The organism is Nocardioides sp. (genome assembly GCF_035576065.1).
Lineage (GTDB): Bacteria > Actinomycetota > Actinomycetes > Propionibacteriales > Nocardioidaceae > Nocardioides.
The window spans coordinates 173,299-187,170 of sequence record NZ_DATLWX010000011.1 but is presented as its reverse complement, the minus strand read 5'-3'; the positions used below and the strand labels follow the sequence as shown (position 1 = coordinate 187,170).

Annotated in this window: 15 protein-coding genes; 6 read left to right on the top strand and 9 right to left on the bottom strand. The window is 68.8% G+C overall.

Annotated elements, in window-relative coordinates:
- Positions 1 to 14 precede the first annotated feature (14 nt).
- The 3 genes from VNJ48_RS05595 to coxB are packed head-to-tail and all read right to left on the bottom strand — an operon-like array spanning position 15 to position 3,120.
- A complete protein-coding gene (locus VNJ48_RS05595; protein ID WP_325599933.1) occupies positions 15 to 413 on the bottom strand; it encodes a cytochrome c oxidase subunit 4 in 399 nt (132 codons plus the stop codon).
- On the bottom strand, positions 410 to 2,227 hold the full coding sequence (ctaD, locus tag VNJ48_RS05590) for a cytochrome c oxidase subunit I (protein WP_414689913.1): 1,818 nt from the start codon (positions 2,225 to 2,227) through the stop codon (positions 410 to 412). Before ctaD ends, VNJ48_RS05595 begins: the two co-directional genes overlap by 4 nt.
- Positions 2,224 to 3,120 carry a cytochrome c oxidase subunit II gene (gene coxB, locus VNJ48_RS05585; protein WP_325599931.1) on the bottom strand — a complete coding sequence of 299 codons (897 nt, stop codon included), beginning with the start codon at positions 3,118 to 3,120 and terminating at the stop codon, positions 2,224 to 2,226. Before coxB ends, ctaD begins: the two co-directional genes overlap by 4 nt.
- Positions 3,121 to 3,289: 169 nt before the next feature.
- Between coxB and VNJ48_RS05580 the strand changes: the two genes are divergently transcribed.
- Together VNJ48_RS05580 and VNJ48_RS05575 are read left to right on the top strand one after the other, a co-directional pair.
- Complete coding sequence (locus VNJ48_RS05580; protein ID WP_325599929.1) at positions 3,290 to 4,387, top strand: cysteine desulfurase family protein; 1,098 nt, start codon at positions 3,290 to 3,292, stop codon at positions 4,385 to 4,387.
- On the top strand, positions 4,384 to 4,638 hold the full coding sequence (locus VNJ48_RS05575; protein WP_325599927.1) for a sulfurtransferase TusA family protein: 255 nt from the start codon (positions 4,384 to 4,386) through the stop codon (positions 4,636 to 4,638). Before VNJ48_RS05580 ends, VNJ48_RS05575 begins: the two co-directional genes overlap by 4 nt.
- 10 nt (positions 4,639 to 4,648) lie before the next feature.
- Here the strand turns inward: VNJ48_RS05575 and VNJ48_RS05570 are convergent, their stop codons facing one another.
- Entirely contained in the window at positions 4,649 to 5,635 is a 987-nt protein-coding gene (locus VNJ48_RS05570) for a carbohydrate kinase family protein (RefSeq protein WP_325599925.1), read from the bottom strand.
- Between the two features lie 62 nt (positions 5,636 to 5,697).
- Between VNJ48_RS05570 and VNJ48_RS05565 the strand changes: the two genes are divergently transcribed.
- Positions 5,698 to 5,940, top strand: coding sequence for a hypothetical protein (locus VNJ48_RS05565; RefSeq protein ID WP_325599923.1), 243 nt, complete (start codon positions 5,698 to 5,700; stop codon positions 5,938 to 5,940).
- Between the two features lie 77 nt (positions 5,941 to 6,017).
- Here VNJ48_RS05565 and erpA read toward each other — a convergent pair whose 3' ends face one another.
- The 3 genes from erpA to VNJ48_RS05550 are packed head-to-tail and all read right to left on the bottom strand — an operon-like array spanning position 6,018 to position 8,355.
- On the bottom strand, positions 6,018 to 6,380 hold the full coding sequence (erpA, locus tag VNJ48_RS05560) for an iron-sulfur cluster insertion protein ErpA (RefSeq protein WP_325599921.1): 363 nt from the start codon (positions 6,378 to 6,380) through the stop codon (positions 6,018 to 6,020).
- Between the two features lie 57 nt (positions 6,381 to 6,437).
- Positions 6,438 to 7,685, bottom strand: a complete 1,248-nt coding sequence (locus VNJ48_RS05555) for a HAMP domain-containing sensor histidine kinase (RefSeq protein ID WP_325599919.1) — start codon at positions 7,683 to 7,685, stop codon at positions 6,438 to 6,440.
- Positions 7,678 to 8,355 carry a response regulator transcription factor gene (locus tag VNJ48_RS05550; protein WP_325599917.1) on the bottom strand — a complete coding sequence of 226 codons (678 nt, stop codon included), beginning with the start codon at positions 8,353 to 8,355 and terminating at the stop codon, positions 7,678 to 7,680. Before VNJ48_RS05550 ends, VNJ48_RS05555 begins: the two co-directional genes overlap by 8 nt.
- Positions 8,356 to 8,485: 130 nt before the next feature.
- Here VNJ48_RS05550 and VNJ48_RS05545 point away from each other — a divergent pair, with 130 nt between their 5' ends.
- Positions 8,486 to 8,809, top strand: coding sequence for a hypothetical protein (locus VNJ48_RS05545; protein WP_325599915.1), 324 nt, complete (start codon positions 8,486 to 8,488; stop codon positions 8,807 to 8,809).
- Between the two features lie 3 nt (positions 8,810 to 8,812).
- On the opposite strand, the gene VNJ48_RS05540 is transcribed toward VNJ48_RS05545, so the two are convergent.
- Positions 8,813 to 9,895: a glycerate kinase gene (locus VNJ48_RS05540; RefSeq protein ID WP_325599913.1), complete on the bottom strand. Its 1,083-nt coding sequence runs from the start codon at positions 9,893 to 9,895 to the stop codon at positions 8,813 to 8,815.
- A gap of 52 nt (positions 9,896 to 9,947) precedes the next feature.
- Between VNJ48_RS05540 and VNJ48_RS05535 the strand changes: the two genes are divergently transcribed.
- Positions 9,948 to 10,835, top strand: a complete 888-nt coding sequence (locus VNJ48_RS05535) for a GNAT family N-acetyltransferase (protein WP_325599911.1) — start codon at positions 9,948 to 9,950, stop codon at positions 10,833 to 10,835.
- Here the strand turns inward: VNJ48_RS05535 and VNJ48_RS05530 are convergent.
- The gene (locus tag VNJ48_RS05530; RefSeq protein WP_325599909.1) at positions 10,832 to 12,064 is read right to left on the bottom strand and encodes a glucose-1-phosphate adenylyltransferase family protein; all 1,233 of its coding nucleotides are present in this window, start codon (positions 12,062 to 12,064) and stop codon (positions 10,832 to 10,834) included. The genes VNJ48_RS05535 and VNJ48_RS05530 overlap by 4 nt on opposite strands.
- Before the next feature lie 188 nt (positions 12,065 to 12,252).
- Here VNJ48_RS05530 and VNJ48_RS05525 point away from each other — a divergent pair, with 188 nt between their 5' ends.
- On the top strand, positions 12,253 to 13,746 hold the full coding sequence (locus VNJ48_RS05525) for a glycosyl hydrolase family 18 protein (RefSeq protein ID WP_325599907.1): 1,494 nt from the start codon (positions 12,253 to 12,255) through the stop codon (positions 13,744 to 13,746).
- Positions 13,747 to 13,872 lie beyond the last annotated feature (126 nt).

Here is a 13,872-nt window from a genome sequence, read left to right as displayed (position 1 = left end):
TCAGGATGCGAACCTCAGTGCGCGTGCTCTCCGCGGTAGTACTCGAAGACCCAGCCGCACAGCGTCACCATGCCGAGGACGCCGCCGATGATGAAGAGCCACCAGGCCTCCATCGCCGTGGCGTAGACGCACGTGCCCAGGGTCAGGGAGCACCACAGCGGCCACCAGGAGTAGGGCGGGAAGAATCCCAGCTCTCCCGCGCCATCGGCGATCTCAGCTTCCTTGCGGTCCTCGGGCCGCGGGTCCATCTTGGCCGCGTGCACGCCGAGGTACAGCGCGACCATCAGGGTCAGGAGCGCGGTCATGGTGAGCGCCGAGGTGCCGGTCCAGTCACTCGTGATGAGCCAGTAGGCCGGGGCGATGAGGACGAAGAACACGGTGCAGACGGCGAACAGCCAGGTTTCCTGCTTCATCGGCTGTCTCCTTCGGGGTCGCGCTGCTCGCGCGCACGGTCGGCGTGGCTGTCTGCGTCACCGTCGACCAGGTCACCCTCGATGCGGGCCTTCAGCGTCTCCTGCCGGCCCTGGACGTCGGGGGCGTCGGCGAAGTCGCCGCGGCGTTCGGCGTCGTTCTCGTCCAGCTCCAGCATCGCGATCTCCGGGTGGTGGAGGTCGAAGGCAGGCGACTCGGAGCGGATGCGGGGAATGGTGACGAAGTTGTGCCGTGGGGGCGGGCAGCTGGTGGCCCACTCCAGGGAGCGACCCCAGCCCCACGGGTCGTCGACCAGCACCAGGGGCGCCTTGCTCGAGACGTAGACGTTGTAGAGGAACGGCAACGTCGATGCGCCCAGCACGAAGGCGCCGATGGTGGACACCTGGTTGAGGGTGGTGAAGCCGTCCTCAATGAGGTAGTCGGCGTAGCGCCGCGGCATGCCCTCGACACCCAGCCAGTGCTGGACCAGGAAGGTGGTGTGGAAGCCGACGAAGAGCAACCAGAAGTGCAGCTTGCCGAGGCGCTCGTCGAGCATCCGGCCAGTCATCTTGGGCCACCAGAAGTAGAAGCCGGCGAACATCGCGAAGACCACGGTCCCGAAGACGACGTAGTGGAAGTGCGCCACCACGAAGTAGGAGTCCGTCACGTGGAAGTCGAGCGGCGGGCTGGCCAGGATGACGCCCGTCAGGCCACCGAAGAGGAAGGTGACGAGGAACCCGACCGACCAGAGCATCGGGGTGTCGAAGGACAGGCTGCCGCCCCACATCGTCCCGATCCAGTTGAAGAACTTCACCCCGGTCGGTACGGCGATGAGGAACGTCATCCCGGAGAAGAAAGGCAGGTCCACGGCACCGGTGACGAACATGTGGTGGGCCCACACCGCCACGGAGAGGATCGCGATCCCGAGGGTGGCGCCGACCAGCCCGACGTAGCCGAAGAGGGGCTTGCGGCTGAAGACCGGCAGGACCTCCGAGACGATCCCGAAGAACGGGAGCGCGATAATGTAGACCTCGGGGTGGCCGAAGAACCAGAACAGGTGCTGCCACAGGATCGGTCCGCCGTTGGAGGCGTCGAAGACGTGCGCCCCGAGCTGGCGATCGGCCTCGAGCATCAGCAACGCGCCGGCCAGGATCGGGAACGCGATCAGCACGAGCAGCGAGGTGATCAGCGTGTTCCACACGAAGATCGGCATCCGGAACATCGTCATGCCGGGCGCGCGCATGCAGATGATGGTGGTGATGAAGTTGACCGCACCCAGGATCGTGCCCAGACCGGCCATCCACAGACCCATGATCCACAGGTCACCACCCGCGCCGGGTGAGCGCACCGAGTCCGACAGCGGCGTGTAGGCGGTCCAGCCGAAGTCGGCGGCGCCTCCCGGGGTCAGGAAGCCCGAGGCAGCGATGATGCCGCCGAAGAGGAACAACCAGAAGCTGAACATGTTGAGCCGCGGGAACGCGACATCGGGCGAGCCGATCTGCAGCGGCATGACCACGTTGGAGAAGCCGAAGAACAGCGGCGTCGCAAACAGCAGCAGCATGATCGTGCCGTGCATGGTGAAGAGCTGGTTGTAGAGCTCGTCGTTGACGACCTGGTTGCCCGGGTAGGCCAGCTCGGAACGGATCAGCATCGCCATGACGCCGCCGACCATGAACCACACGAAGGCCGTGGCGAGATACATCTTGCCGATCAGCTTGTGGTCCGTGGTGGTCATCATGCGGACGAGCTGCTGACCCAGGGTCTTGCCGCCCGTGGCGGTGGTCTGTGTGGTGCCGGGTGTCGCGGTGGCGGTCACTCCTGGCCCCCTTCTTGGTCGTCGTCCTCGGCGAGTCCGGTCTGGGTCCGAGTCTCGGAGCCGCCGAGCAGCGGACCGTCGGACTCGGAGCGCTGCTCGGCCAGGTCGGCGAGGTAGGCGTCGTAGTCAGCCTGGCTGACCACCTTGACGTCGAAGAGCATCCGCGAGTGGTCGGCCCCGCAGAACTCGTAGCACTTGCCGCTGTAGTCACCGATGCGTGTCGTGTTGACCTGGAACCTGTTGACGCGGCCCGGGATGACGTCCATCCGCATCAGGAACGAGTCGACACCGAAGTTGTGGATCACGTCGGGCGAGTGCAGGTTGAACTGGATGATCTGGTCGACGGGGAGCACGAGGGTCGGGGGGTTGCGCTGGTCACCGACCGTGTAGACGTAGCTGTCGTAGCGGTATTCGTCGTTCTTCGTGTCCGGGGTGGGCGAGCCCGTCGGCTCACCGACGCCGTGATTGAAGGTCCACGACCACTGCTGGCCGACCACCTCGATGGTCACGTCAGGCTCGGGGTCGATGTCGGTGACCTCGTTCTGGACGTTGACGGTCCAGTAGAAGAAGACGATCACCATCATGATCGGCGCGATGGTGTAGAAGATCTCGAGCGGCAGGTTGTAGCGCGTCTGCACGGGGATCTCGTCGTCGCTGCGGCGGCGATATTTCACGACGGCCCAGAAGATGAGGCCCCAGACGATGACGCCCGTGATCATGGCCGCGAGCCAGGCCCACCTCCACAGCTCGAGCGTGGCGGGCGCCTGTTCGGTAGCAGGCTCCGGCATCGCCAGGCGCGACCACTGCCCCTTCTCGACGGCGTCGCCGCATGCACTCAGGAGGAGCAGGAGCGCCCCGATGAGTGCGCCTGCGGCAAGCCGACGCGCAGGCACGGGTGCACGCTTGGGGAGTTGCAGACCCACGAACGAGCCTCTCTCTTCAGTCCAGTCTCGACTGGGCAAACTCTAGCCCCCTTCACCCACTCACCACGGTGGTGGGTGGGGTGTCGATGCCCACACGAACTCCGCGGCCCCGCCGCGGACGATGGACTACGTTCGGCAGGTGAGCACGGACCTCGACTCAGCCTCCTCGATGCCGTTGCACCCGGCTGCCCGGGAGTCCTACCTGGCAGCCCTCGAGCGTGGGTACGCCGATCCCCGACGCCTGCACGGATCGGCCCGCGACGCGCGCCTGCTGCTCGACAATGCCCGCGAGGCGACCGCCCAGGCACTCGGCGTACGCCCCGACGAGGTGTCCTTCACCGCGACCGGCACCGAGGCCGTCCACCGGGGGCTGCTGGGCCTGGCCCACCGGGGGCTGCGCGACGGACTCCCGATCGCGCACACCGCCGTGGAGCACTCAGCGGTGCTCCACGCGGCACGATGGGCGGGCACGCCGCTCTCGGTCCCCGTGGACACGCACGGTCGCGTGATCCTCTCCGACCTGCCGTCGACGGCGGGCGTGGTGGCGGTCCAGAGCGCCAACCACGAGGTCGGCACCATCCAGCCGGTCGAAGCGGCCAGCGAGCAGACCGGTGCGCCCCTGTTCACCGACGCCTGCGCGTCCATGGGACGGCTCCCGCTTCCCGACGGCTGGAGCGCCGCGGCCGGGTCGGCACACAAGTGGGGCGGACCAGCAGGGGTCGGCATCCTGCTGGTGCGCAAGGGCTCCCGCTGGCGCAACCCGTTCCCCGACGACGACCGCGTCGACGTGCGGACAGCCGGCTTCGAGAACGTGCCTGCCATCCTCGCGGCGGCCGCGTCCCTCCAGGCCGTGGTGGCCGAGCGCGACGAGGTCAACGTCCGGCACCGCGAGCTCATCGACGTGATCCGGGCGCGCGTCGCAGCCGAGGTCACCGACGTGGAGGTCGTCGGCGACCCCGTCGACCGACTCCCCCACCTCGTCACCTTCTCGTGCCTCTACCTCGACGGCGAGGCACTGGTCCACGAGCTCGACCGTCGCGGTTTCGGGGTCGCCAGCGGCTCCTCGTGCACATCATCGACGCTGACCCCCAGCCACGTCCTCGAGGCGATGGGCGTGCTGACCCACGGCAACGTGCGTCTCTCGCTGCAGCGCGACGCCAGCCGCCAGCAGGTCGACGCGTTCTGCGACGCGCTGCCCGACGTCATCGCCGGCCTCCGCTCCCGGGTGGGACTGTGAGCACGCCCGAGCACGCGCTGGAGCCCGCCCTCGAGCTCGACTGCCGCACGATGCTGTGTCCGATGCCGGTCATCGAGCTGGCCAAGCACCTCGCGGACGTCGAGGTCGGGCAGACCATCGCCGTCGTTGCCACCGATGCCGCCGCCCGGGTCGACGTCCCCGCCTGGTGCCGTATGCGCGGTCAGGAGTTCGTCGGGGCAGACACGGCGACCGACGGTGCTGCCCGCTACCTCGTCCGCCGGCTCAGCTGAGCCGGGACCCTCAGGGGTGCAGGGTCTTGAGGTGCGGATCGATGTCCGCTGTCGCCTCTGCGCCGTACGTCGCCGTGCAGCGATCGAGGAAGTCGGCCCGGGACAGGACGTACTCCTGCGTGCCGACCTGCTCCACGACGTAGACGGCCAGCAGGCAACCGAGCTGAGCGGCGCGTTCGAGCGAGAGACCCCAGCCGAGGGCCGCGAGGAAGCCTGCTCGGAATGCGTCGCCCACGCCGGTGGGCTCGACCTTCTCGATCTCGGGGACAGCGTCGACCGTGATCGACGCCTCGCCCTGGCGGTCGATCCGGACCCCGGTCGCGCCGAGGGTGACGACCCACGTGCCCACGCGGGACAGGATCTCCTCGGGCGACCAGCCGGTCTTCTGGGTGATCAGCTCGGCTTCGTACTCGTTGGAGAACAGGATCTCGGCGCCGTCGATCAGCGGGCGGATCATCTTCCCGTCGCCGAAGGCGAGCTGCTGCGAGGGGTCGGCCACGAACTTGTAGCCGCGCTGGCGGCACTCGTCGGTGTGACGCAGCATGCCCTCGGGGTCGTCAGGCCCGATCAGGACGTAGTCGGGCTCGCCGACACGGTCGACGATCGGCTTGAGCTCGATCTCCCGAGCCTCGCTCATGGCACCGGCGTAGAAGCTCGCGATCTGGGCGTGGGAGCTGTCGTTGGTGCAGACGAAGCGCGCGGTGTGCCTCGTCTGGGAGACGTGGACGGAGTCGCAGTCGACGTTGTGGCGCTGGAGCCAGGAGCGGTATTCGGCGAAGTCCTCCCCGACGGCCCCGATGAGCACGGGCCTCAGACCGAGGTTGCCCAGGCCGAAGCAGATGTTGGCGGCGCAGCCACCTCGACGGACCTCGAGGTCCTCGACCAGGAAGGAGACCGACAGCTTGTCGAGCTGGTCCACCACGAGGCTGTCGGAGAACTTGCCCGGGAAGGACATCAAATGGTCGGTCGCGATGGATCCGGCGATGAGGAGAGGCACGCGCGAACACTACCTGTGGGTACACCCGAGCCTACGCACGAGTAGCCCATATCGTCGTTGTCATGACCCGTCGCACTGCTGCTTCCCACCTGATCCACGACGAGCTCTCCCCCACCCCGGAGATGGCCGCCGACTGCCGCGCGATGGGTGCCAACCTCAGGCTCGAACGCGCGGCCCGCGCTGCGGTCAGCACCCCGCCCAGCATCCACTTCGATGACTACCCCTCGGAGATCCGCAAGCGCGAGATCGAGGTGAGCGACGCAGCGGCACGCCTCGCCAACGCGCTGCACCTCCACCTGGACTGATCAGCCCGACCCCCCTGTCGAACGACGAAGGCCCCCGTCCTCGGACGGGGGCCTTCGTGGTGCTGTGGGTCAGGGGGTCAGTGGAACGAGTCACCGCACGCGCACGAACCGGTGGCATTGGGGTTGTCGATGGTGAAGCCCTGCTTCTCGATCGAGTCGACGAAGTCGATCTGCGCACCGTTGAGGTAGGGGACGCTCATCCGGTCGACCACGACGGTCACGCCGTCGAAGTCGGTGGTGACGTCGCCGTCCAGGGTGCGCTCGTCGAAGAAGAGCTGGTAGCGCAGGCCGGAGCAGCCGCCAGGCTGCACGGAGATGCGCAGGGCCAGGTCGTCGCGACCCTCCTGCTCGAGGAGGCTCTTGACCTTGGACGCAGCGACATCGCTCAGGTTGATCTGGTCGGTGCGGCGTTCGGTGGTGGTCTCGAGCTGCTCGGTCATGTGGTGCTCCCAAAGATTGTCGGGCGGTTGCCTTCATCAATGGTCGCACATCTGGGGTTATTCCCCGCCTTGTTGCCGGTGTTCACGCATAGGGAGCCAGACGACGAACGTAGCGCCGGGCGAGGCCCCGTCAAGCTGCGCCGTCCCCCCGTGGCGTTCGGCGACGGCACGCACGATGGCCAGCCCGAGCCCAGTGCTCCCGGTCTCGTGGGCACGTGCCTCATCGCCCCGGCAGAAGCGGTCGAAGACATGGGCGCGAAGTCTGGCAGGGACTCCCGGCCCGTCGTCGGCCACCACCAGCCGGGCGCCACCAGCGTCACTCGTGAGGCGCACGCTGACCCGTGAGGCCGCATGTTGGTCGGCGTTCGCCAGCAGGTTGCGGACCAATCGGCCGAGGTCGGCCCGTGAGCCGGTCACCGGGGCGGCGCTCACACCCGACGTGTCGATCTCGACGCGCGCGCTGGACCTCAACCGTCGAGCCTCCTCGAGGACGACATCGTCGAGGTCGACCAGACGGTGGGCCACTGGCGCTCCGTCCTGCCGGGCGAGGAACAGCAGGTCTCGAACGAGCTGCTCCATCTGGTCGACTTCGGACAGGAGAGAACGAGCCGTCAGCGTCCAATCGGTGTCAACCGGGTGCTCCATGGCCACCTCCAAGGACGTGCGATAGACCGTCAGCGGGCTCTGCAGCTCATGAGCGGCGTCCGCGACGAACGTGCGCTGGCGACGGTGCGCCTCCTCGACCGGTCGCAGCGTCCTGCCGATGAGGACCCAGAGCAGCACGGTCGCCGCCACCAGCACCAGCGGCAGGCCCAAGGCCAACGAGGCGACGAGACTGGACATGCTCTCGTTGACCGCCTCCCCGCTGTGGCCGACGTAGACAACGGCCGATCCTTCAGGGCCCTGCGCGGAGATGGCCCAGACACGGAAGTCCTCCGTCTCGTCGTCGTCGGGCACGTCCTCCAGGTCGAAGGCCTCGGCGCCTTGGCCGTCGGGCGTGCGCTCGGTGATCGGACCGGAGGTGCGGAGGTTGACGGAGGCGGCCAGCACCCGCCCGTCCTCGCTCACCACTTGGCCGACGGAGTCGTCACCGACCTCGGTCAGCACCGCGGGAAGCACTCCGGCCTCGAACGAGGCCGCGACGTCATGAGCACGTGACCTCGTCAGGTCGTCGGCCGCAGCATGGACCGAGCGTTGGAAGAGCAGAACGATCAGCACCGACGCCAGCAACAGGATCATCGCCAGCACCAGCGAGGCCACGGCGGTGAGGCGCAGTCGCAGCCGACCAGCTGCCTTGTCAGCCACCGTCCACATCCAGCCGGTAGCCGGCGAGCCGCACGGTCTGGAGGGCGGTCCTGCCGAAGGGGAGGTCGATCCGCTGTCGCAGCTGACGGACGTAGACCTCGACGATGTTGGGGTCGCCGTCGAAGGCGAAGTCCCAGACGTGCTCGAGGATCTCGGTCTTTGCCAGCACCTCCCCGGGACGGCGCATGAAGAACTCCAGCAATGAGAACTGCCGAGGGGTCAACGGCACCTCGGCGTCGCCGCGCCACACGCGGTGTGCGGCCGGATCGAGTCTCAGGTCACCGACGACCAGCTCGGCGGGCCGCACGCCCCCACCGCGCCGCAGGAGAGCACGCAACCGGGCCACCAGGACGACGTACGAGAAAGGCTTGGTCAAGAAGTCGTCGGCACCCCTGTCCAACGCCTGGGCCTCGTCGTCGGATGCATCCTTGGCGGTGAGCATCAGGATGGGCGTCCAGTTGCCGGCCTCGCGCAACCCCACGCACAGGTCAAGCCCGTTGAGACCGGGCAGCATCACGTCCAGCACCATCGCGTCGTACGGGTTCTCCGCCGCCAGCCACTGGCCGTCCTCGCCCGTGAAGGCGACGTCCACCGCGAAGCCCTCGCCCTCGAGGCCACGCTTGAGGGCGCGCGCGACCCGCTTGTCGTCCTCCACCACCAAGATGCGCACCGTGCCACGGTGACACGGATCGGCTGAAGGCGCGCTGAACGCCCGCTGACTGCTCGTTCAGCGTGGCTTCAGGGCGCGAGGTGCACGATGAACTGGTCAGTCACCACAGCCACCATCCAAGGAGTTCCCGATGAATCGCTCGAAGCAGGCAGCAGCCGCAGCAGCCGCCGCCGTCATCGTCGTAGGTGGTGCCGGAGCTGCCGTGGCCGGAGCATCCGGTGACGACGACGCCTCCGACACCCCGATCCAGGGTCCGGCGCTCGAACAGGCCGAGGAGGCTGCCCTCGCCGAGACCGGTGGCGGCACGGTCACCGAGACGGAGGTCGGCGACGAGGAGAGCTACTACGAGGTCGAGGTCACCCTCGACAACGGCGACCAGGTCGACGTACAGCTCGACCGCGACTTCACGGTCGTGGGATCCGAGAGCGACTCCGAGACCGAGCCGGACGACTGAGCCTCAGCGCGACCAGGTGCGAGCGGTACGTTCGGCCAACTCGGCAAGGGCACCCGACGGGTCTGCGAACGCCCGCTCCTCGCCCACGAGGTCGACCAGCGAGTAGGCCGACTCGATGCCCAACGCCCGCATCTCCCGCGAACCCACCAGCACCTGGCCGGCGAGTGCGACGCACGGTCGCAACGCGGCGGCCGCGATCTCCGCGACCCCGTAGGGCACCTTGCCGGATCGGCTGGAGAAGTCGAAGGCACCCTCGCCGGTGATGACGAGATCCGCAGCGCGGGCCCGCTCGGCGAGGCGCACGTGGCGCGCGACGAGCGCGATGCCGGGCTCGCGGGAGGCCCCGAGGGCGAGGAGGGCGAACCCGATCCCGCCGGCCGCGCCGGCGCCCTTCTCCAGGCTGGTGCGCCGATCGGTGGCCGCCGCGAACGTCTCGAGCCACCCGTCGACCTCCACGATCCGGTCCTCGTCGATCCCCTTCTGGGGCCCGAAGGTCTTGGTCGCGCCGAACATTCCGGTCAGGGGGTTGTCGACGTCGGAGGCCACGACCAACTCGACTCCTGCCAGCTGTTCCCTGGCGGGAGCGAGGTCGACGGCGGTGACCGTGTCCAGCGCGATCGCGCCGCTGTCCAGGATGCCGTCGGACGTCGCACCGAGGGCTGCCAGCACACCGGCACCCCCGTCGTTGGTCCCGGACCCGCCGAGACCCACCACGACCTTGCGGGCACCCGACTCGACTGCGGCCAGGATCAGCTCGCCCACCCCGTTGCTGGAGCCGAACTCGGCGCCCCCGTCCATCAGGTGCAGGCCGACTGCCTGGGCGGTCTCGATGTAGGCGACGTCCTCGACGAACAGGAGGGTAGCCGGGACGCGTTCGCCGTGCGGCGCCTCCACGGTGACCGCGAGCAGCTCGCCGCCCAGGGCGGCGTGCAGGACGTCGACGAAGCCTGGACCGCCGTCGGCCATCGGGGCCAGGTCCAGGACGTCGTCCGGCGATCGCCGAGCCCAGCCCCGGGCGATGGCCTCGCTCGCCTCGACGGCCGTCAGGGTGCCCGCGAACTTGTCGGGGGCGATCAGCACGCGCATGGCGGCCATCCTGTCTCATCGGTGGGTGGCCCGCTGCGCAAGGATGTCGCGCATGGCACAGGCACTCATCCGGCCCGCACGCGAGACCGACCTCGAGGCGATGGCCGCCATCACTGCCATCAGCTACTACGAGGTGGACGCCCGGACCTTCCAGCGTTCGTGGCCCGACCCCGAGCCGCGGCCGGCCGCCCGCAACGGCGCCTGGATGCGGCGTACGGGACAGGCGCTGGTCACCGACCCCGGGGGCTGCTGGGTGGCGGACGTGGACGGCGAGGTCGTCGGCGGCGCGATCTCCCGGGTCCGTGAGCTCATGTGGATCCTGGCGTCGTTCGCGGTCCGGCCCGAGCACCAGGGCCAGGGCATCGGCCACCAGCTCCTGGCGGCCGCTATGCACCACGGGCGGGGCTGCCTGCGGGGCATGTTCGCGGCCAGCGCGGATCCCGGCGCCGTACGCCGATATCGGCTCGCCGGATTCAGCCTGCACCCGCAGATGTTCCTCACCGGGGTGGTGGACCGCGACGCCATCCCCGCCATCGAACGGGTGCGCGAGGGCTCTGCCGGCGACATCGACCTGCTGAACTCGATCGACCGGCAGACTCGCGGAGCCGCCCACCTCTCCGACCATGAGCTGCTGCTCCAGCAGTTCCGCCTGGTCGTGTGCGAACGCAGCGCCGCAGCCGCCTATGCGTACGTCGACGAGTCAGGCTCGCCCTGCCTGATTGCCGGGACCTCCCGGCGTACGGCGCAGGACGTCATGTGGGAGGCGCTCGGCTCGTCGACGCCGGGCTCGAGCGTGTCGGTCCACCACATCACCGCAGCCAACGAGTGGGCCGTCGACGTCGGGATGGCGGCCCGGATGTCGTTGCACCAGAGCGGCTACCTGTGCCTGCGCGGCATGAAGCCGCCCTCGCCCTACCTCCACCACGGGTCGCTGCTCTAGCGACCCGTGTCGGTGCCCGGCTCCAGCCTCGCGCCGGCGGCCACTTCTCCACCGACCCGCGAGTCGCGACCCACCAGCACGATGTCCTCGTCGCGAGCCAGGCGGGCGGTCGGCCGCGCTCCGAGGCGCGCACCGGCCAGCACCTCGCACCGCTCATCCACGACGGCGGTGTGGACCACGGCCCCGGCTCGCACGACACAGCCCTCCATCAGCACGCTGTCCCGCACGACCGCACCCTTCTCGACCACGACACCCGGGCCCAGCACGCTGTCGACCACTTCGCCGGACACGTCGCAGCCGGGTGAGAGGAGGGAGTTGCTGCACGACCCGGCCGAGCGCACCCGAGCGGCAGGCCGGTCCGGCCAGTGCGCGATCACCGGTCGGCCGGGGTGGTCGAACACGTCCACCCGGTCCGCCAGCAGGTCTCGGTGCGACTGCAGGTAGAGACGCGGCTGGCCCACGTCGCGCCAGTAGCCGGTCATCGGGACGGAGACGACCTGGCCGGTCTCGACGAGCCTCGGGAGCAGGTGCTCGCCGAAGTCGCCCAGCCCGCTGTCGTCGTCGACCTGCTCGCCCGAGAGCTCTGCCCGGAGCTCACGCAGCGTCGGGAGCAGGATGGCCATGTCGTAGATGAAGATCTCGGTGGCCACCGTGGTGCTCGAGGGCTGCGACGGCTTGTGCTCGACCGCGCTGATGGTGCCGTCCCGCTTCGTCACCACGACGACGTTGTCGGACGCGTCGCGCTTGGTGACCTCGGTGGTCAGCACCGTCGCCACGCGGCCTGAGGCGATGTGCTCGTCGATCACCGGCCCCAGGTCGATGTTGAAGACGTGGTCGGCGCTGCACACCACGAGGGTGGAGGCGCCGGAGGCCTCGAGATCGGCCGAGATCCGCAGCAACAGGTCGCCGTTGCCGTGGGCGAAGCCGCTCTCGGTCGCCGGCCCCGTCCCGGTCTGCGGGACGATGCGCCGGAAGCCGCCCCGGTTGCGGTCCAGGCTCCAGGGACGGCCGCCGGAGAGGTACTCGTCGATGGAGGTCACCTGGTATTCGAGCGAGACCCACACGTCGGACAGGTCGGCGTGCACCAGGCTGGACAGGGCGAAGTCGATGAGCCGGTGGACGCCGGCGTACGGCAGAGCAGGCTTGGCACGCTCGCGGGTCAGCACGTCCATCCGTCCGCCCTGCCCGCCCGCCTGCACCAGCGCCAGGACCTCACCTCGTCGTGCCACGACTCCTCCTCCTGGCCCGAGCACCGATGCGCTCGTGGGGCCGATGCGTCAAAGCCTTGCACGGGTCTCCCGATCATCTCGATGCGTCCCCACCGTTGACCAGCGCGCACCCGCCGATCTACCCTCATGAGGAAAGTTATTTGTTAGATCACTTTACAAATCCTCTCTCTCGGGCCTTGGAGGCCAACATGCAATCGATTCTCAGATCAGTCCGTCCGATCGGTGCTCGCAGCACTGCGGTCCTCATCGCCCTGCTGGGCACTTTCGTCCTGGTCGCAGCCATGCTCGCGCTGCCACGAGGTGCGATCCAACCCGCAAGCGCTGCCGTCACCTGCCCTTCCGCCACGTGGTCGGCAACAGCGGTCTACGTCGGCGGCGACAAGGTCACTTTGAACGGGCGCGCCTGGCGGGCCAAGTGGTGGACCCAGAACGAGCGCCCCGGCACCACCGGCGAGTGGGGGGTGTGGGCAGACGAAGGAGCGTGTGGCGGCACGACGCCGACACCGACCCCGACCCCGACCCCGACCCCCACTCCGACTCCGACGCCCACGCCGACGCCGACGACGCCACCCACCAGCGGCGAGAAGGTCGTCGGCTACTTCACCGAGTGGGGTGTCTACGACCGCAACTACGACGTGAAGAACATCGCGACGAGCGGTTCGGCCTCGAAGCTGACACACATCGTGTACGCATTCGGCAACGTGCAGAACGGTCAGTGCACGGTCGGTGACTCCTATGCGGCATACGACAAGTTCCACTCGGCCGCCGAGAGCGTCGACGGCGTGGCCGACAGCTGGGACGCCGGTGCGCTGCGCGGCAACTTCAACCAGCTGCGCAAGCTCAAGGCCAAGAATCCCCACCTCAAGGTCGTGTGGTCATTCGGCGGCTGGACCTGGTCCGGCGGCTTCACCCAGGCCGCGCAGAACCCGACCGCCTTCGCCGACTCCTGCTACCGCCTCGTCAACGACCCGCGCTGGGCCGGGGTCTTCGACGGCATCGACATCGACTGGGAATACCCCAACTCGTGCGGTCTCTCCTGTGACACCAGCGGGCGCGCGGCCTACCCCAACCTGATGAAGGCGCTGCGCACGAGGTTCGGCACGCAGCTCGTGACATCGGCCATCACTGCCGACGGCACCGCCGGCGGCAAGATCGAGGCTGGCGGCTACGACGCAGCAGCTCAGTACGTCGACTTCTACATGGTCATGAGCTACGACTACTTCGGCGCCTTCAACCCGACGGGGCCCACGGCCCCGCACTCGCCGTTGACCGACTACCCCGGGATCCCGCGTGCCGGCTTCAACGGCGAGCAGGCCATCAACAAGCTCACCCAGCTCGGTGTCGCAGCACGCAAGCTGTTGCTGGGTGTCGGGTTCTACGGACGCGGTTGGACCGGTGTCACCCAGAGCACCCCGGGCGGCTCTGCCACGGGCGCCGCACCCGGGACGTACGAAGCCGGCATCGAGGACTACAAGGTCCTCGCCCAACGCTGCCCGCCCACGGGCACCGTGGCAGGGACGTCGTATGCCAAGTGCGGCTCGGAGTGGTGGAGCTATGACACCCCGTCCACTCTGAAGTCGAAGGCGGCCTGGGCCCGGCAGCGCGGGCTCGGCGGCACCTTCTTCTGGGAGCTCAACGGCGACACCGCAGACGGCGCCCTGATCCGCGGACTGACCAGCTGACGGACCCGCTCCTGACACGGGACGCGGGCGGGGTGGAGACCCCCGCTCGCGCCCCGAGTTCCGGCTGCCTGGGCACGTGCATCACCAGTGGTCCGGTTCGTGGGTACGAAGGCGAGCTGACCGTCT

Excerpts from the sequence above, each read along its gene's own strand:
- VNJ48_RS05595 (WP_325599933.1), bottom strand. The coding sequence starts at position 413 with ATGAAGCAGGAAACCTGGCTGTTCGCCGTCTGCACCGTGTTCTTCGTC.
- VNJ48_RS05565 (WP_325599923.1), top strand. The coding sequence starts at position 5,698 with ATGACCCGTCGCACTGCTGCTTCCCACCTGATCCACGACGAGCTCTCC.
- erpA (WP_325599921.1), bottom strand. The coding sequence starts at position 6,380 with ATGACCGAGCAGCTCGAGACCACCACCGAACGCCGCACCGACCAGATC.
- VNJ48_RS05545 (WP_325599915.1), top strand. The coding sequence starts at position 8,486 with ATGAATCGCTCGAAGCAGGCAGCAGCCGCAGCAGCCGCCGCCGTCATC.
- VNJ48_RS05540 (WP_325599913.1), bottom strand. The coding sequence starts at position 9,895 with ATGCGCGTGCTGATCGCCCCCGACAAGTTCGCGGGCACCCTGACGGCC.
- VNJ48_RS05535 (WP_325599911.1), top strand. The coding sequence starts at position 9,948 with ATGGCACAGGCACTCATCCGGCCCGCACGCGAGACCGACCTCGAGGCG.
- VNJ48_RS05525 (WP_325599907.1), top strand. The coding sequence starts at position 12,253 with ATGCAATCGATTCTCAGATCAGTCCGTCCGATCGGTGCTCGCAGCACT.